The organism is Cetobacterium sp. ZWU0022 (genome assembly GCF_000800875.1).
Classification (GTDB): domain Bacteria; phylum Fusobacteriota; class Fusobacteriia; order Fusobacteriales; family Fusobacteriaceae; genus Cetobacterium_A.
Window position 1 is genome coordinate 1 of record NZ_JRJZ01000087.1, and the last position, 19,121, is coordinate 19,121.

Consider the following 19,121-nt stretch of genomic DNA (forward strand, 5'->3'; position numbering starts at 1 on the left):
GGTCGAACTCGCGACATTCAGCTTGGAAGGCTGACGCTCTACCAACTGAGCTACTCCCGCTAACGTCTTGAAGGAATCCCTCAAGACAAAAAAATTGTATCATAATTTATAAATAATGTCAATAACTTTTTTCTTTTTTGAAAAAATTATTAATTTTTTATTCTAAATCTCTTATCACGAATATCATAAGTTACAAATCCAATTCTTCTCATAAGAACTTTATCATGGCTTACTAATATAACTGCTCCTGGATAATCTAATAACATATTTGCTATAGCTGTTCTAGAGTAGTCATCCATATATGTTGTAGGCTCATCTATTATAAGTAGGTCTGTTTCCATTAAAGTATTTGTGAATATCTCTAATCTCTTTTTCTCTCCACCTGATAACATGAATATTCTCTTATCTCTGAACTCTAGCTCATTGTTATATAAGTTATCTATCGCTGCCTCTATAAACTCATCTGACAATCCAGTCTTCTCTTTTAAATAGTCTTTGATATACATATTTTCATTAGCGAAAACTGTATCTTGCTCTATGAAAGCAACAGTCGCTTTTTCATTTATAAATACCTCACCTGATGTAGGTTGATCTAATCCAGCAATAATCTTTAATAATGTAGATTTTCCTGAACCATTCTCTCCAACGATACATATTTTTGTATCTCTATCTACAACTAAGTTAGCATCTTTATATAGCATCTTATCTGGATACTCTTTCATAACATCTTTTAAAACTACGATTGGCCCTTCAAACTCTTTTTTTCCAGTTATCATAACATCTTCTGGAGCATCGATATAGTCATATTTGTACTCTGGTGAGAACTTGATTCTCTCTCTTTGAAGTCTTTCTAACTCTTTTCTCATTCTTCTTAAAATAACAGCATGAGCATGTTTATTATTACATCTTTCTAGTAACTTTAATTTTCTTTCAATAGCGTCTTGAGTTTCTTCGATTACCTCTTCAGTTTCTCTATTTTTCTTTTTTCCTTCAGCTATTCTAACTTTTTTCTCTTTTAAATATTTTTGGTGGTCACACTCGTAAACTCCAACTTCAAAGTTGTCGATATCAAATATCTTAGTTGCAAAAGTTCTTATAAAATCAACATTATGTGATATTACTAAGAAAGCTTTTGGACTACCATTTATATAATCTGTTAACCAAGCTGTCTTTTTCTTATCAAAGAACGATAGAGGCTCATCTAAAATTATTAAATCAGAATCACTAAATAGTGTCGTTGCTAATCTAATATACTGTCTTTCTCCTCCACTTAACTCTCTGAATTTTTTATCTAACTTATCAGTTAATTCAAACGTTTCAATGAACTCTGATTGAATATGGATATATGAGTATCCACCTAAGCTTTCAAACTCATCTGATAACTTTGAATATTTCTCCATTACTTTTTCATCGTTATCCATATCTCCAGTAAACTCTGCTGAAACTGCATCTAATTCTGCTTGAACAGCCATTACCTTTTGGAACGGTGAATTTAATAACTCTTGTACATTGCTATCTAAATCCAATCTTCCAAATTGATCGAAGCAAGCTATAACAGCTTCCTCTTCTCTAGTTACTCTTCCTCTATCTGGTGACTCTGCTCCAGTTAGAAGTTTTATTAAAGTAGATTTTCCAGTTCCGTTGTTTCCAACAAGAGCTATTTTATCTCCAGAATTTACTTCTAAATCTACATGTTTATATAAATTTTGTGAAAAAAATGATTTCGATACATTTTTAAACTCTATTATAGTCATTTTCATCTCCTATTTTCTATTAAATTTAACGTATTATTATACCATGATTTATATTTTTTAGCAATATGAGCCTTGAAAAATAAGAAAAGCTAGAAGAGTAAAAACCCTTCTAGCTTTTCTATTAAATATTCGCTTCTAATGTATATGTAAATACATATTTTTTATTACTTCTAACTAAATATTCATCATGTGTTGGTGCTCCCCAAGAATCATCTCCTCCAACTCCCATCTGAATCATATTTATATTTAAAGCTGTACAATGTGATTTTGGTAACTCATAATGATGATATGCACTTTCAATCTCATTTACAGTATAAGGTAAGGCACTGAATTCAAATGGAATATCACCTGAAACTTTTATTCCAAATCCCGTTTTATCAGTTATCTCTGCCCATCTCGTTCCAATTCTATTTCCACACTCTTGTGGTATTACATATTGACTCATATTTTTTTCTACATCACTTTCAAATATTCCAAGTCTGGCACCATGAACTCTATCTATATAGTTTTCCTCTGGTCCCATTCCATACCACTTTATTTCCGAGTATTCTTTTGGCAACTTATAGCTCATTCCAAACAGTGGCATATCTGATAATCCTTCAACTCCATCATACTCCATAGTTACTTTAATCTTTCCATCTGCAAATCCTTCATAGCTTAAAACAACTGTTGTTGCTGGAATTGTAGGTAAATCGTAAGTTGCCTTTATTTGGATAGAATTTTCCTTTTCAAAAGTTTCAACACTGTTCATCTTAGCATAACTAGAAGCTAATTTCCATTGAGCATATCTAAATGGCATCTTATTTCCTCTATCATTATCAGTTGAAGCTCTCCAGAAGTTAGGCATCACAACACCATCTACAAACTCTTTTCCACAAAGTTTTAAAGAGATTAATCCACCATAAGCTTTCGAGAATATAAGTTCTGAGTTTTTAGTTTTTATACCTATATTAAATCCACCATCTATTAAAGTTGGTTTTCCTTCTAAATTATTTTTTAGTTTTGCTTCTACTTTATAAACTTTTTGTCCAAAACATATTTCATGACCTTTAGACGCATAGAATCTATCCTCTTTTAAATGTAATGAAACTTCAATCGTATATTCTCCACTATCTTTCATTTTCGGAAGATGTAACTTAAACTCCTTCTCAGATAATGGTTTAACAGCACACTCTAAAGAATCTTCAGAAATTAAAACTCCATTTTTTAATAGTTTCACTCTAGTTTCATACTCGTTACAATTCGTAAATAAACTTTCGTTATAAATTGTGAAGCTTTTTTCTGTTACTGTTATTTTATAATCCGAGAATAATTGCTTTATCTCTTGAACTTTTGGTGAAATCCGTCTATTTCCATAGATTATTCCATTTACACAGAAATTATAATCTGTTGGTCTATCTCCAAAATCTCCACCAAAAGCTAAATAATCATTTCCAAATGGATCTTTTTTCATAAGTGATTGGTCTATGTAGTCCCAAATAAATCCACCTTGATACATAGGGTATTTTCTTTCTAACTCTGTATATTTATGAAGCCCTCCATTTGAATTCCCCATAGCATGAGAGTATTCACAAAGTACAAAAGGTTTTTCTGGTGTTTCTTGTAAATACTTTTCTATCTCATGAACTTTTGCATACATTCTACTTTCCATATCTGAAGTTTTATCATATCTTCTATCCCAGAATACCCCTTCATAATGAACAACTCTAGTTTTATCTAGCTCTCTTAAGTATTCTGACATTTTAAATATGTTTTCTCCACCAAACGACTCATTTCCACAAGACCAAATTACAACTGAAGAGTAGTTTTTATCTCTTTCAAACATAGATTTAGTTCTATCCATAACATTTTCTAACCATTCAGGATTGTTATTTGGAATTACTTTCTCTGGACAAGGTTGTCCTAGAATTTGCCAAGTTCCATGTGTTTCTAAGTTTACTTCATCTATAACGTAAAGTCCGTGTTCATCACAAAGTTCATACCACCTAGTTTGATTAGGATAGTGTGATGTTCTAACAGCATTGAAGTTATTAGCTTTTAAGAATTTTATATCCCAAATCATATCCTCTTCTGTTACTGCTCTTCCGTTATAACAACTAAATTCATGCCTATTTACACCTTTAAAAACAACACGTTCTCCATTTATTTTCATTATTTTATCTTCAATTTCAAATTTTCTAAATCCAAAGTTTTGAGAACACTCCTCTATAACTTTTCCAGTCAAAGAGTCCTTTACTATAACTCTTACTTCATAAAGATTTGGCTTTTCTGCACTCCATAATTTTGGATTCTCGAACTTTTTTGATAATTCTATTTTTAAATTTTTCTCTATTTTCAATTTATTTTCTTCAACACTTAAAACAACTTCATTTTTGTCTAAAAGCTGCATCTCAATATCAACAGTTGTTTCCTTTTCACTTTCTATCTTTAAGATATTTTTTAAAATGGCTTTTTTAAATCCATTTCCTAAGTCTGATATTATAAACATATCTTTTATATGAACCTCAGGTGTCGAGCATAAATAAACATCTCTAAATATTCCACTTAATCTCCAGAAATCTTGGTCTTCTAACCAACTTCCACTACACCACTTATAAACTTTAGCTTTTATCTCTGCCTTTCCTTCCTTTATATATGGTGTTAAATCAAACTCACTCGGTGTAAAACTATCCTCACTGTAACCCACAAACTCATCATTACAATAAAGTTCTAAACACGACTCTACTCCTTGGAAAGAGATATAAACTGGTCTGTCTTTCCAATCTTTTGGAATAACTACTTCTTTTTTATAGATACCAAATGGATTGAACTCTTTTGGAACCTCCCCAGGTTCTAAATTTTCTCTTCCATCCCAAGGATACATTGTATTTACATATTGTGGCTCTCCATACCCCTGAAGTTCCATATGTCCTGGGACTTTTATTTTTGACCAATTTGGTGAATCACAGTATGAAAAATCCCAAATACCATTTAAAGATTTTTTCCATTCTATATTTAGACCTGAATATTTATGATTTGAATGTGCACTTAACCTATTTATTTTAAAAACTCTTGGATTATGTAAATTTTCCATAAAATCCTCCCCTACTTATTTAAATTAAATTACTAATATATAATCATAATTTACTAAATATAGCAATTAACTACAAAAAGTTATCAAAAACTTTATTAACTTATTAAAAAAAGTTCATTTCATATTATTTTTTATTTGGCAAATCAAAGTATTGTGGTAAAATATACTCAATTGACAAAATTTTGAAGGTGATTAGATGAAGTACAATGTCATTATTACTAAAAAAAATATAAAAAATATTATTCTCAAAGTTAAAGGTGATGGTACAGTTACTCTTTCAGTTCCCAAAAGAACAACAAACGATTTTATTGAATCTTTTCTTAAATCTAAGAATGAATGGATTCTAAAAAATCTCGAAAAAATAAAAAAAAATCCAGTTAAAGCAGTTGACAAATCATATAAAAATGGAGACAATATAGAGTATCTTGGAAAAAATTATATTTTAAAAATTTTTACTAGTACCTCTAATAAAATTGAAGTTGATAAAGACTCTTTAATAATTTTTACTAACAAAGAGATAACTGAAAAAAATATAGAAACTCTTCTATATAATTGGTACAAAGAAAAAGCCTCAGAAATTTTTAAAATATCTTTAAATAAATATAGTAATCTTATCGGTGAAAATTTTTTAGATTTTAAAATTCGAAGAATGAAACGTCGTTGGGGATCTTGTCGGTATCTAAGTAAGATTATTACACTGAACTTAGAACTTATTCGAAAGCCTCAAGAGTGTATTGATTATGTTTGTCTACATGAGGTAGCTCATTTAAGATATCCGCATCATCAAAAAGAGTTTTGGGATTTTATAAAAATCTATATGCCTGATTGGAAGATTAGAAAAGAAAGGTTGGACAAAATATGATTAAAAAGTATATTGGAGAAGATGGATTCAGATATTATGTAAAAAAAACTGAACTATTTTCTACAAAAAATGTTGTTGCAATAGGTATTGGAGCTGCACTGTACAGTGTTCTTTCTGGAGTAGCTATCCCTGTTGGTCCTAACACATCATTTAGAATAGCTGTTGCTCTTCTTACAATTTTTGGAGCTATATTTGGACCTGTTGTTGGGTTTTTTGTTGGATTTGTTGGGCATGCTTTAAATGATATGATTATGTGGGGAAGTGTTTGGTTTAGTTGGGTATTCCTTTCAGCTGTTATTGGACTTTTTGGAGGAATGATTGCACTGGATAAAAGTTTCTCTTTAGAAACAGGACACGTTACTAAGTTCCATATCTTTAAGATGTACGTGTACTCAATCTTAGGAATGATTGCTGCTGGACTTGCTGCATATGTCGGAGACGTGTATTTTTATGGTGAACCTGCTCAGAAAGTTTGGATTCAAATAGCTTTAGCTACATTTACAAACTTTGTTGTTACTGCTGCCTTAGGTATTCCTATTATTCTTGGAATTGCAGCTAGAAAAAGAAAATATTCAAATTTAAAAATAGAAGATTAATTAAAGGAGTATAGATGATTAACGTAGTAGAATTTAAAGATTTTACTTTTAAATATGTAAATCAATTAGAACCAACTCTAAAAAATATCAATTTAGAGATTAAAAAGGGTGAAAAAGTTCTAATTGCTGGACCAAGTGGTAGTGGAAAATCTACTCTTGGAAGCTGTTTAAATGGTATTGTTCCCTTTTCTAAAGAGGGAGGTTTCAAAGGAACTTTAACTGTTAATGGTATAGAACCTTACGAAACAAGTATTTTTGATATCAGTAAAAATGTTGGTACAGTTTTACAAGATCAAGATGGACAATTTATAGGTCTAACTGTTGGAGAGGATGTTTCTTTCATTGATGAAAATAATCTTGTTCCACAAGAGGAGATGATTAGAGATACTAAAAATGCACTATCGACTGTTGCTATGGATAATTTTATAAATCATAGTCCACAAGAACTTTCTGGTGGACAAAAACAATCTGTATCTTTGGCTGGAATAATGAGAAGTTCTGCTGATATCCTTCTTTTTGATGAACCTCTAGCAAACCTTGACCCATATAGTGGAAAACATGCTATGAAACTTATCTGTGATATTCAAAAGAAGACAGGAAAAACAATTATCGTTATCGAACACAGAATAGAAGATGTTTTAGAGCAAGATTTCGATAGAGTTATTGTTTTAAATAAAGGGGAGGTTGTTGCTAACGGAACTCCTGAAGAACTATTCAGAAAAGATATTTTCAGAAAATATGGTCTTAGAGAACCTCTTTATATTGAAGCTTTAAAATATTCTGGTGTTGATTTAGAAAAAGATTCTATCTATCCAATTACAGAAATTGGAACTCCTGAAAATATTGAAAAAGTAAAAAAATGGTGTGATTCTATTAAAATTAAAAAGAATGAATTCAAAGAAAATATTTTAGATATTAAAAATATATGTTTTTCTTATAATGAAGAGAAATCTATATTAAAAAATGTAAACTTCTCTGTTAATAAAGGTGAAATCTTAGCTCTTTTAGGAAACAATGGAGCTGGAAAGTCTACTCTTTGTAAGGTTATAACTGGAATTGAAAAAGAAACTTCTGGAGATATAGTTCTTCTTAATAAAAGTATTATTAAAGAGAGTATCAAAAGAAGAGGAGAAAAAATAGGATTTGTTATGCAAAATCCAAATCATATGATAACACAAGAAACTCTTCTTGAAGAGGTTCAGTTTGGATTAAAAATAAGAGGTATTAAAAATTATATTGAAAAAGCTGAAAAATCTTTAGAAATTTGTGGTCTTCATGAATTTAGACATTGGCCTGTTACATCTCTTAGTTATGGACAGAAAAAAAGGCTAACAATTGCTGCTATTTTAGCTTTAGAACCTGAAGTTTTGATTTTAGACGAGCCTACTGCAGGACAGGATTATAAAAGATATAAAGAGTTTATGAGCTTCATTAAGGAGGTTGCTAAAAATGGGGTTGGAATTATTCTTATAACTCACGATATGCATCTTGCTTTAGAATATGCTAATAGAGCAGTAGTTTTATGTAATGGAAATATTGCTGCAAATAACACTCCTACAATTATTTTAGGTGAAAAAGAGTTGATGGAAAAATCTAATTTAAAAGAAACATCTCTTTCACAAATGGCTCAAATAATGGAGTTGAATTCAGAAATACTAATGAATTCATTTATTAACTTTGAAAATATAGGAGGTGCTAAGTAATGTCTAGAGCTGGTACTTTATATATTGATAAAGATTCTGCTATACATTCAATAGATGGAAGTATAAAATTCTTACTACTTCTTGTCTGGACTGCTTCAGTGTTTTTATTTAATGATTTTAGGATATTTGTAACATTTTTCATTGTTGGAATGACACTTTTAAATGTTGCTAAAATCCCTTTTAAATCAATAAAACCATTATTCCAATTTATTGTTATCTTTACTATTTTGAATTCTCTATTCCTAATAGTTGTAACTCCCGAATATGGTTCAACTTTAACTGGTACTACCACTGCACTTTTAACAATCAAGGGAATTACCCTTTCATTAGAAACTGTTTGGTTTGCTCTAACTCTTTCTATGAAATATCTTGCTGTTTTTCCTATAATGATGCTGTTTATATTTACAACTCATCCAAGTAAATTTGCAAGTAGTTTAAATAAAATTGGAGTTTCGTACAAAGTTGCTTACGCTATAAATATTGCTCTTAGATATATTCCTGATGTAAGAGATGAATTCAAAAATATTATGCATGCACAAGAAGCTAGAGGAGTGGCTTTCAGAAAAGAGGATGCAAATATTTTAACAAGGCTTAGAAATTACAATACAATCCTATTCCCACTAGTACTTTCATCTCTAAATAGAGTTGAAGTTATTTCTAATGCCATGGATTTAAGAGGTTTTGGCCATAAAAATAAAAGAACTTGGTATAGTTCTCAAAAATATGGAAAAATTGACTTTATAAGTTTAATTTTAATGATTTTACTTTTAGTTTTATCTATATATTTAAAAATATATGTTTTAAAAGGATTCTGGTATCCTTTTAATTAATATATCTAGTAAAGAACCTCTTTTTAGGAGGTTTTTTTTATTTTTGTGGTATTTAAATATAGGAGAAAAAATCTTATGGGAGGTTTCTATGTCAAATCAGCTTTTAAAATTAATGAAAAAAATATGAAAATTTTTCTTACAATCTTTTTTATATGTATATCTTTTACAGGTTATATTTATAGTATAAAACCTATCACTTATTCAGCAAAAGGATTTTTTAAATATATTGAACCTGATGGGCAAACTAAAATAACTAAAACTGATGTAAATGGAATAATTACTTATGAAAGTTTTACTCCTGGCGATGGTGGACTTTATATTCCTAGTTTAATCAAAAAAGATTCTTTAAAATTATCATTGAATAATGGTAACGGTATATATACAATTACTGCTAAAGCTTTTGATTCCACTACTCCTATAAATGAGGTTAACAATTTTTTATCTGAACTTTTAAAAATTAATACAAGTTTTTTAAACGATAAACTTTTATCAATTGAAGAAGAAGAGAAAAAAATAAAAATTTACAATTTAATTAAAAATCCTATGATATCATTTCCTTTAATTATTGAAGCTGATAAAGTTGAAATAGTTGATAAGCGTTATTTAATAATATTTTATGGATTTATTTTATCTTTTTTTATTTCTTTAACTATATCTATTTTAAAAGAGAGGATTGATGAAGTATGATTTTTGTTCTGAGTATTTTTGGAATTTTTTTATTCTATTCTATTTTTTTTACAGAAGATATCTACGAAAAACAGATTTTAATTATGCCTTTAAGTATTTTGATTCTATTCACAGGTAGCAGAATCAATGTTGGTGGATATGACTATCACGTTTATAAATATTTTTATGAGCTTCCATATTTTCAAAATCCATATGGATATGAAAAATTATTTCTTATTTTAAAAGATTTTTCAAAATTTATTGGATTAGATTATAACTATTTCTTATTTTTTTTAAGCTTAATTTTTAATTTTATTATTTATAAAATTTTTATTACCTACAGTATGTATCCTACTTTATCTTTTTTAATATATTTATCAACTTTTTACTATTGGCATAATTTTACAATTATTCGAAATTTCATTTCAATTTTAATATTTTGGATAAGTTTAAAATATATTCTCCAAAGAAAACTAATAATTTATTTTTGCTTAATTACTATAGCCTGTCTTTTTCACAAAACAGCTATTATTTTATATCCATTGTATTTTTTTCTTAACTATAAACAAACTAAAAATTCTTTAATCTATCTATTAGGAATGGGTGTAATTATCAATCCTATCTCATATTTAATCTTTAAATTAAATATAAACTTTTTGGGATTGAGCGAGCGTTTAAATAGATACTCTCACATAATTGAATCCGGCAATTTTTATGAGTTTTCAGAACTATTTATAATTGTTTTTATTAGTTTATTTTTTATCAAAATTGCTGATTCAAAAGAAAATCTGTTTATAAATTTGAATATCTTTGCTCTTTTTATTTTCATAAGCTTTTATAGATTTGCTATTATTTTAAGATTTTTAGAATATTTTAGAGTTGGAATTTTTATTACTATTCCATTTATTTTATCTCGAATCGAAAATAAATTTATTCGAAATCTTCTTTTTATAACTCTACTTCTATATCTAACTTTTAAATATTATGACACTGTAACAGCTTATGCGATTTATAACTATAATACTTGGTTAATATAAAAAAAGCTGAGACGATCTTACATCTCAGCTTTATTCAACTAACTATTTACCTGTTGCGTTATTTACTGCTTCTAAGAATCCTTCAGAAGTGTAAGTAGCTCCTGCTACTACATCTACTTGTGACGATTGTGCTTCAATAACTCTTTTTGTTAACTCTTCAATTGCTGGATTCGAAATTCCTGGAGTGTCGCTATTTTCTTTTACTTCTATAGCTGTTATTTTATCTCCATCCATTGTTACCGCAACTTTTATATCATCTGCATATCCTAATCCAGTTCCTTCTTTTACTTCAGCTAATGCCACTGTTGATAACATTACTAACATTGATATTAAAAACTTTTTCATAATAATCCACCCTTCTTAATCGTTAATCTTAATATGGATTATACTGTATACTACCATTTTATGTCAAGAAAGAAATACACTTAATTCCAATTTTAATCACTTTTAACTCATTTTCAACTCAATTTTTAAGCTATAATGTTACGGCTTCTTTTCCTATCTCATTTTCTGGAAGAACATCATACTCTTTCATAGCATTTCTAGCATATTTTCCTAGTGCTAGTAATGCTATTAAATTCGGAAGAACCATCATTCCATTAAACATATCAGCTAATTCCCAAACTAATTCAACCTTCATTACTGATCCTATAACAATCATAATCATTACTACTGCTCTGTAAACATTAACTGATTTTTTATTTTTAAAGATGTATCTCACATTTGCTTCTCCGAAGAAATACCATCCTACTATTGTTGAGAATGCAAAGAACAGTAAACAAATCGCTATAAATACTTCTCCAAATGTTCCTAAAGTTTTAGCAAAAGCTCCTTGAGTTAATACGATTCCAGCTCCAGAAGCCAAAGATACTTTAGATGTTAATATTACTAACGCTGTTCCTGTTAAAACTATAAAAGTATCTATGAAAACTGTTATTACAGCTACAATTCCTTGCTCTCCTGGATGTGATACCTTTGCTATTGCATGAGCATGAGGTGTTGATCCCATCCCTGCTTCATTTGAGAATAAACCTCTTGCAACTCCATATCTAACAGCTTGCTTTACGCTAACTCCCATAGCTCCTCCAAAAGCTGCCTGAGGATTGAAAGCTGAATAGAAAATAGACGTTACTGCTGGTATTATTTCCTTATAATTTATCATTATTATTATTAGACAAGCTAATATATACAATCCTGCCATTACGGGAACAATTTTTTCTGTTACCGATGCTATTCTTTTTATTCCTCCAAAGAATACAAATCCTGCTAAAACTGAAACTACAATTCCCACTAAAGCTGGAGATGCTCCAAAAGCATGTCCAAAAGCTGCTGAAATTGAATTGGCCTGAACCGCATTACCCATAAGTCCTAGAGCACCTATACATGCCATTGCAAAGAAATATGATAACCCTTTTGCTAACTTTTTATTCTTTATTGAGTTTTCTATATAGTATGCTGGCCCACCTGTTACTTGTCCATCTACTCTTTTTTTGAAAACTTGTCCTAATATTGCTTCTACATAAACTGTTGCCATTCCGAAAAATGCACTTGCCCACATCCAGAATATCGCTCCCGGTCCTCCCGAAGCTATAGCTGTTGCTGCTCCTGCTAAATTTCCTGTTCCAACTTGGGCCGCTACTGCTGTAGCTAAAGCTTGGAATGATGACATTCCATTTTTATCTGCTGCTTTACCGTTCAAATTAATTGATCCTGTTACGTGCTTTATTCCCTCTTTAAATTTTCTAATTTGAATAAAATTCAATTTTAAAGTAAAATAAATCCCCGTTCCCATAAGTAATACAATTAAAAAATTCCCCCATAAAAAACTGTTTACACTAGTTACAATATCTTGCATTTGAATTCCTCCTAAAAATTTTTTTAAATGCAAAATTGAATAAAAAAAGAAGGTATTTCAAAAAATACCTTCTGGAATTAAAAAAGAATTATACACAAAAAATAGTCAATACAAAAACTTTTATTGCATAATTCCTCTGTCCTTTTACCTGAGAGTTTAGTCCAAAATTTCTTTTGGGTTTGCTCCTTCGGTGCTCATAGAGTCTCTCCAGAGGCTCGTCCAGTATAGGTCCTCAAGTTTTTCAACTAACCTGAAAGATTCACTTCTTCGGTGGTCATCTCTGACACTCTCCCTATACCTTCAACCGATTTTCTATTCAATTTTTGTTAATCTTATATGGAATCTATTGTAAAATGAAAAGTTTTTTTTGTCAATAACTTTTTTTGAACTTTTTATTTTATTTTTTTCAATAATAGGTGTGAAGCCCCTAACATACCGGCGTCATTGCCTCTCTCAGCCATTTTAATCTGTAGTATATCTAAGTAGTTTTTCATTACTTTTTGTTCTAAACTTTTTTGGAAAATATCTTTTAAAAAATCACCTTGCTTAGATACTCCTCCACCTATAACAATAAGAGAAGGATTAAATATATATATTAAAGTCGCTAGTCCATCTGTAAAATAATCTGCCCATTCATGAACTAATTCTTTATATTCAACGTTATTTTTATGAACCTCTTCAAAGATCTCTTTACCGTTTAATTTTTTACAAAATTTTTCTTCTGCCATTCTTAAAAGTGCTGTTGTTGAAGCATATCCTTGATAGCATCCCTTGTTTCCACAACCACATTGAACTCCATTTTTTACAATTTGAATATGTCCAAACTCTGCTGCTACACTTCCTTCTCCTCTTAAGAGTTCTCCATTTAAAACAACTCCTCCACCAATTCCTGTTCCTATTGTCAAACAAATAAAATTCTCTTTCCCTGCTGCTGCTCCCATCCACATCTCTCCTAGGGCAGCACAATTAACATCATTTTCTAAAACTGCTGGTAAGCCATATCTATCCTCTAATATTTGAACTAAGTTTGTTCCTATCCATCCTGGAATTAAGTTTGTTCCACCAACAACCTTTCCTATCTTACCGTCAATCTGACCAGTCGCTGAAACTGCAATTCCAACTGTTTTATGATTTTTTAGTTCATCAACTATTTTAAATATTTTTTCTAATAGTTGCTCTACTCCTCTATTTGCCTCAGTTGGTAAAGATGAGGAGAAGATAACTTCTCCTCCAGTCCCTACTGAGCCATATTTTATTTCTGTTCCTCCAATATCTATGGCTACTATGTTCATTTCATCTGCTCCTATAAAAAATTTCTTCCAATCTCTTTTGCTGCTTCAACTTTCTCTGCTGAAAGTTTTTTCATCGGTAATCTACAATATCCTATTGCATCTACACCTTTTAATTTTAAAATCTCTTTTATTGTTTGATATAATCCATTCTTTAATATTGCTTCAATTATATCGTTCAAATAAGTCTGTTTTTCTCTCGCTAGAAGAAGGTCTCCCTCTTGAACTAAATTAAATATCTCTTTTGCTATTTTTCCTGTTACATTATAAGTACTTCCAATTGCTCCATCCACTCCTAGCGCTACTGCTGGAAGTAACATCTCATCAAATCCAGCATATATTAGTTTATTAGGGAATGTTTTTCTAACTCTTTCTAATAAATAGAAATCTCCAGCTGTAAACTTTATTCCAATTATTTTTTCATGACATAAAAGCTCTCCAAACTGATCAACACTCATATTTACTCCAGTTAAAAATGGAATTGAATAGATTATCATATTGTTATTTGTTTCGTTTACAATTGTCATATAATAATTTTTTATCTCTTCAAAATCAAACTTATAATAGAATGGTGTTACCGCTGATAGTGAATCATACCCTAAGCTAGTTGCATATTTTCCTAATTCAACAGCTTCATATAAATCTATAGAACCTACTTGTGCTATCAATTTTACGTCATTTTTAGCTTCATCTTTTACAATCTCAAAAATTCTTTTCTTCATCTCTGTTGAAATCATAAAATTCTCACCAGTACTTCCACCTACATAAAGTCCATCAACCATCATAACGTCAATATTATATCTAACAATATTTCTTGTTCCTTTTTCATCTAAATTTCCATTTTCATCAAACGAAATAAGTAATGCTGAATAAATACCTTTCATCTTGTTCCTCCAGAATTTTTAATTTATGCTCCTAATATTAAATTTGGTACAAATAAAACTATTTGTGGGAAAATTGTTAAAATAATTAAAGTTATAATTATTGGAACCAAAAATGGTATTACCCCTTTGGTTATTGTACTCACTGGAATTTTTCCAACCCGTGATACTACGAAAAGGGCCATTCCCATCGGTGGAGTTAATATTCCAATCATTAAATTCAATGTACTTATAACTCCGAAAAATACCGGGTCAATTCCAAATTGAATAACAACCGGAATTAGCATCGGTAAAACTAATACCTGCAGAGCTAACGCCTCTATAAATGTTCCCAAGAAAATTAAAAGTAGATTTATCATTATTAAAACCATCAATGGCGATTTACCAAATGTTAAAAATACTTCTGCAATTTTCATAGAAATCTGCTCTCTTGCTATAACTTGTCCAAAGAAAGTTACTCCCATTATCATTAAAACTGTTACTCCACTTATCTTTATAGTTTCAATAACATCTTTAACAAATCCCTGTACTGTCAGTTCTTTATATACAAAGAATCCTAAAGCCATTGAATAACAAGTTGCAATTACGGCCGCTTCTGTTGGGGTAAAGTATCCCGAGAAAATTCCACCGATTATTATAAATGGAGTAAGTAAAGCCCAAAACGACTCTTTGAAAGATATTAATCTCTCTTGCATAGTAGCTTTTGGAGCTCTTTTATAACCTCTTTTTTTACAAATAAAATAATTCATTATCATCAAAGCAAAGGTTAAAATAATTCCAGGAACAAATCCTCCTAAAAATAATCTTGCTATTGATTGATCGGCTATAACTCCGTATATAATCATTGTTATACTTGGTGGCACTAAAGGACCGATGATACACGATGCTGCAGTTAATCCTCCACATAAATCATCATCATACCCTTCATCTCTCATAGCTTTTATCTCAAGTTGCCCCAATCCTCCTGCATCAGCTAATGCTGATCCAGACATCCCTGAAAATATCAAACTTGCAAATATATTAACATGACCCATTCCACCTGTATAATGACCTAATAAAGCCTTTGCAAATCTAAATATTCTCTCTGTTATTCCAGAACTATTCATCAAAACACCAGTCAAAACAAAGAATGGAACGCTTAATAAACTAAAGCTATCCAAACTATCAACTAATAGTGAACCTACAAAGTAAACTACATTCCAATCAGTTAATGCGAAGAATAGTAATGTCGCAAAAACTAAAGAAAATCCTACTGGAACCCCTACAAAGATAAGTCCAAACCACGATAAAAATGTTAGTATTGTTACCATTCTTCTTTCACCACCTTTTCATCCTCTACTGTTTCAGAATCCTTTTCTTCTTCAATATTTAGATTTTTAGGCTCTATTATAAATTTCCCAGTTTTATAATCCTGAATTAAAACCTGAATAAATCTGATTAACATAAGTAAAGCAATTAAAGGTAGTGCTGCGTACATCCATCCCGAAGATATTTTTAACGCTATCAATTGAAATATCTTTTTTCTTAAAAATAACCTATATCCTATTTGAATCATTGCAAGCAAAGAGATGAATACAACTGATTGAATAAATGTGTTGGCTATTTTTAATCCTCTTCCTGAAAATTTATTGTATAAAAAATCTATAAAAACATGTTGCCTATGTTTCACTCCAATACTTACACCTAACATCCCAGTATATGTAAATAGTAGAATAGCTAACTCTTCACTCCATATAAGAGGAGAGTCAAATACTTGTCTAAAGATGATTTGTGCTATTAGAATAGCAAACATTGTTATAAAAAGTATTGCACCTACAATCTCTTCAATGTTATCAAAAATTTTTCTTATATTCATATTCAACTCCTATACTCACAAATTACTCTCTTATCTTACTGAATTTATCTCATCTAAAGCTTCTTTTCCTAATTTTCCATTATTTTTTATATATACTTCATAGAATGGTTGCATAGCTTTTCTAAATGGTTCTAAATCTGGAGTTGTAACTGTTACCCCTTGCTCTTTAAAGAAATCAATTATACTTGCTTCTTCATCTACAAATAACTTTGTATGATATTGTGCTGCAATTTCAGATTCTGATTTAATTAAATCTTGTAAGTTTTGAGGTAATTTTTTCATTGAAGACCCACTTGCTAAATATAGTTGATCATTTAATATATGATTAGTCATTGCTAAATATTTTTGAACTTCATAGAATTTTTGAGCTCTTATAGCTGATAAAGGATTTTCTTGACCATCAACCGAATTTGTTTGTAGTGCCAAATATACCTCTGAGAATGCCATTGGTGTTGGTGATGCTCCCGTATTTTTAGCATATTCTAAGTTTGAATCAGCTCTTGGAACTCTTAACTTTAATCCTTTCATATCTTCTAAAGAATTAATTGGTCTATTTGACGTAGTTTGTCTTGTTCCATTATACGCTTGTGATAAAATTTCTATATTTAAATTATCTTTTATTTTCTTTTGTAAATTTTTACCAAAAGTTGTGTCAAATGATGCTCTTTTCATATGATCAAAATCTTCAATTACATATGGAAGTGAATACACTTGAGCTTCTGGGAAAAATATATTAAATCTTGAAATTTCTGCAAATCCTAAATCTAAAACCCCAGCAGATAGCTGTTCAAGCATCGATCTATCGTCACCTAATTGAGCTCCTGGATATAACTCTACTATTAGTTGACCATTTGATTTTTCTTTTAAATGATTTGCGAAAGTTTCTGCTGCCTTATATTCATTTGAACTTGTATTTGCAACTAACCCCATTTTTAATTTATAAACTTTTTCATTCGCCCCAAATGCTACCATTCCAAAAACTAACGTTAATCCTGCTACTTTTAACACTCTCTTCATTAAATCTTCCTCCCTTAAAACTTATTTTTGACTATATATAATAACCTCAGAACTAATCTAAACTCTCTCTAAAAATGATGTCTATTTTAGTTTGAAACCTCTGAGATCTTTTTATATCTGTTTTATATAATAATTCAAAAATTCTTTTTCCGGCTGTATATCCTTGATTGTAGAAATCTTCTGATACTGTTGCAATAACCTTATTGCTTTCTAGTAATCCCCGTATTTTTTCATTAAAACCATTTGTTACAAATTTATAATTATCTTTTTTTACTTCCCCTAAGTATTCGATAATTTCCGGCGCATATCGATTTATATATATTCCTTCTATATCATTCGAAAGATAATCTAAAACTCTCTCTTTATTGTCTAATAAACTCTCTATTTTAACAGGTCCTATATAACTTTTTTGTATCTCGTCTAATTTTGTGGTAAATCCTTTTAAATATTTTTTAGAAGACATTAAATCATCTCCACCATCAATTACTAAAATCTTACCATTTTTTACCGCAATATTTGACATTATATTTGCAGCTATTCTACCCGACTTTGTATATCTCGAGTCTATGTATGTTATCTCACTTGAGAGTTCCTTTCCAATAGAAACAACATGTAGTTCGTTAATTGATGGTAAAATCACTTTTAATATCTCTTCAGTATCTAAAGGAGTTAATATTAATCCGTGAATTTTTTTATCTAAATTTTTTTTTAGAATTTCAATTTGACCGACTCTGTCGCTTATATCAACTTCTAAAATTTTTATCTTTACTCCATAAGCTTTGACCTCATCTTCAAAATCTTTTAAGCCTGCTTTTATTTTTTTAGAATACTCCTCGTTAATTGACTTAGCTATTATAGCAACAATTTTTTTCTTTTCTTTTATTGCTAATGTGCTTCCTAAATAATTTTTTTCATATCCTAACTCTTTTGCTAATTGAAGCACTTTCTCTTTTGTTTCTAGCTTTATATTTTTACTTCCATTGAGTGCCCTAGCCACAGTAGTTCTTGTAATTCCCAATTTTTTAGCTAAATCTTCTTGAGTTACCATTTTACACCTACCTTTGTTCTCGTGAACATGTTCGTTATTAATTTAATACAACATTTTTTGGGATTTGTCAAAATTTTTTTTAATTATTCTTGTAAAAATTTGTAAAAGCATTTATAATATTATGATAAAAGAAGTTTTGAGAGGAGAATATTTATGAAAGTTATTAGTAAAACTAAACCAAAAGGTACAGAATATAATGAACTTAAAAATTTAAAAAAAGCTAAAAGAATTGTTAAAGCCAAAGAAGATAGAAGAAGAGCTGAAAATAAAAGAGTAAATGCTGAAGCTAGAAAAGAAAGAAAAATTGAAAACGAATTCTTTGATAGAGTATCAGAAGTTGAAATTTTAGGATTTAATAAAGGAATGCTTCTTGTTCGTGTTGGTGATGAAGTTGAAAAAAGAAATCTTACTTATGGAAGAAGAAGCGTTGATCTAAAAGATAATATCGCTCTTATTGGTAATTTCCAATTAAAATTATTTGGTGAAATGGTTGAACTTAAAAGATTAAAGAATTTTAATCAAATGAAAGATGAATTAGCTTGGGCTATTTCAGAAGGTATCTAAAATTATAAAAAATAAAAGTGGACTTATGTCCGGGTCTAATTAAATATTTGTGTAAACCTTCAAGTTGGGGTAATATTAAATTATCTAACTT

Annotated in this window: 15 protein-coding genes, 1 pseudogene and 1 riboswitch; of the genes and pseudogenes, 7 read left to right on the forward strand and 9 right to left on the reverse strand. The window is 29.7% G+C overall.

Annotation, left to right across the window (positions count from 1 at the left end; all coding sequences use genetic code 11):
- Window positions 1-149: 149 nt before the first annotated feature.
- Both L988_RS07580 and L988_RS07585 read right to left on the reverse strand, forming a co-directional pair.
- A complete protein-coding gene (locus tag L988_RS07580; RefSeq protein WP_047383091.1) occupies window positions 150-1,754 on the reverse strand; it encodes an ABC-F family ATP-binding cassette domain-containing protein in 1,605 nt (534 codons plus the stop codon).
- 121 nt (window positions 1,755-1,875) lie between these two features.
- A complete protein-coding gene (locus L988_RS07585) occupies window positions 1,876-4,827 on the reverse strand; it encodes a glycoside hydrolase family 2 TIM barrel-domain containing protein (protein ID WP_047383093.1) in 2,952 nt (983 codons plus the stop codon).
- A gap of 196 nt (window positions 4,828-5,023) precedes the next feature.
- On the opposite strand from L988_RS07585, the gene L988_RS07590 reads away from it, so the two are divergent.
- The 6 genes from L988_RS07590 to L988_RS07615 all read left to right on the forward strand — a co-directional run bounded on the left by L988_RS07590 (window position 5,024) and on the right by L988_RS07615 (window position 10,521).
- A complete protein-coding gene (locus tag L988_RS07590) occupies window positions 5,024-5,689 on the forward strand; it encodes a M48 family metallopeptidase (protein ID WP_047383095.1) in 666 nt (221 codons plus the stop codon).
- Window positions 5,686-6,285 carry an ECF-type riboflavin transporter substrate-binding protein gene (locus L988_RS07595; RefSeq protein ID WP_052191749.1) on the forward strand — a complete coding sequence of 200 codons (600 nt, stop codon included), beginning with the start codon at window positions 5,686-5,688 and terminating at the stop codon, window positions 6,283-6,285. Before L988_RS07590 ends, L988_RS07595 begins: the two co-directional genes overlap by 4 nt.
- Window positions 6,286-6,299: 14 nt before the next feature.
- Complete coding sequence (locus tag L988_RS07600) at window positions 6,300-7,988, forward strand: ABC transporter ATP-binding protein (RefSeq protein WP_047383097.1); 1,689 nt, start codon at window positions 6,300-6,302, stop codon at window positions 7,986-7,988.
- Window positions 7,988-8,818: an energy-coupling factor transporter transmembrane protein EcfT gene (locus tag L988_RS07605; RefSeq protein ID WP_047383098.1), complete on the forward strand. Its 831-nt coding sequence runs from the start codon at window positions 7,988-7,990 to the stop codon at window positions 8,816-8,818. The genes L988_RS07600 and L988_RS07605 overlap by 1 nt, the downstream gene beginning before the upstream one ends.
- Before the next feature lie 75 nt (window positions 8,819-8,893).
- Complete coding sequence (locus L988_RS07610; protein WP_047383100.1) at window positions 8,894-9,505, forward strand: hypothetical protein; 612 nt, start codon at window positions 8,894-8,896, stop codon at window positions 9,503-9,505.
- A gap of 83 nt (window positions 9,506-9,588) precedes the next feature.
- The gene (locus L988_RS07615) at window positions 9,589-10,521 is read left to right on the forward strand and encodes an EpsG family protein (RefSeq protein ID WP_231549830.1); all 933 of its coding nucleotides are present in this window, start codon (window positions 9,589-9,591) and stop codon (window positions 10,519-10,521) included.
- Between the two features lie 42 nt (window positions 10,522-10,563).
- Here L988_RS07615 and L988_RS07620 read toward each other — a convergent pair whose 3' ends face one another.
- From L988_RS07620 to L988_RS07655, 7 genes and pseudogenes are all read right to left on the reverse strand, one after another.
- Entirely contained in the window at window positions 10,564-10,866 is a 303-nt protein-coding gene (locus L988_RS07620; protein WP_047383103.1) for an FMN-binding protein, read from the reverse strand.
- Between the two features lie 130 nt (window positions 10,867-10,996).
- A complete protein-coding gene (locus L988_RS07625; protein ID WP_047383104.1) occupies window positions 10,997-12,376 on the reverse strand; it encodes a sodium:alanine symporter family protein in 1,380 nt (459 codons plus the stop codon).
- Between the two features lie 126 nt (window positions 12,377-12,502).
- Window positions 12,503-12,597: riboswitch (glycine riboswitch) on the reverse strand.
- Window positions 12,598-12,768: 171 nt separating this feature from the next.
- Entirely contained in the window at window positions 12,769-13,668 is a 900-nt protein-coding gene (locus L988_RS07630; RefSeq protein WP_047383105.1) for an ROK family protein, read from the reverse strand.
- A gap of 11 nt (window positions 13,669-13,679) precedes the next feature.
- On the reverse strand, window positions 13,680-14,549 hold the full coding sequence (locus L988_RS07635; protein WP_047383107.1) for an N-acetylneuraminate lyase: 870 nt from the start codon (window positions 14,547-14,549) through the stop codon (window positions 13,680-13,682).
- 23 nt (window positions 14,550-14,572) lie between these two features.
- Window positions 14,573-16,401, reverse strand: a pseudogene (locus L988_RS07640) (TRAP transporter large permease subunit).
- A 30-nt stretch (window positions 16,402-16,431) separates the two neighbouring features.
- Window positions 16,432-17,418, reverse strand: coding sequence for a sialic acid TRAP transporter substrate-binding protein SiaP (locus L988_RS07650; protein WP_047383110.1), 987 nt, complete (start codon window positions 17,416-17,418; stop codon window positions 16,432-16,434).
- A gap of 52 nt (window positions 17,419-17,470) precedes the next feature.
- Window positions 17,471-18,466: a LacI family DNA-binding transcriptional regulator gene (locus tag L988_RS07655; RefSeq protein ID WP_047383112.1), complete on the reverse strand. Its 996-nt coding sequence runs from the start codon at window positions 18,464-18,466 to the stop codon at window positions 17,471-17,473.
- Between the two features lie 153 nt (window positions 18,467-18,619).
- Here L988_RS07655 and L988_RS07660 point away from each other — a divergent pair, with 153 nt between their 5' ends.
- Window positions 18,620-19,030: a hypothetical protein gene (locus L988_RS07660; RefSeq protein ID WP_047383114.1), complete on the forward strand. Its 411-nt coding sequence runs from the start codon at window positions 18,620-18,622 to the stop codon at window positions 19,028-19,030.
- Window positions 19,031-19,121: the final 91 nt, after the last annotated feature.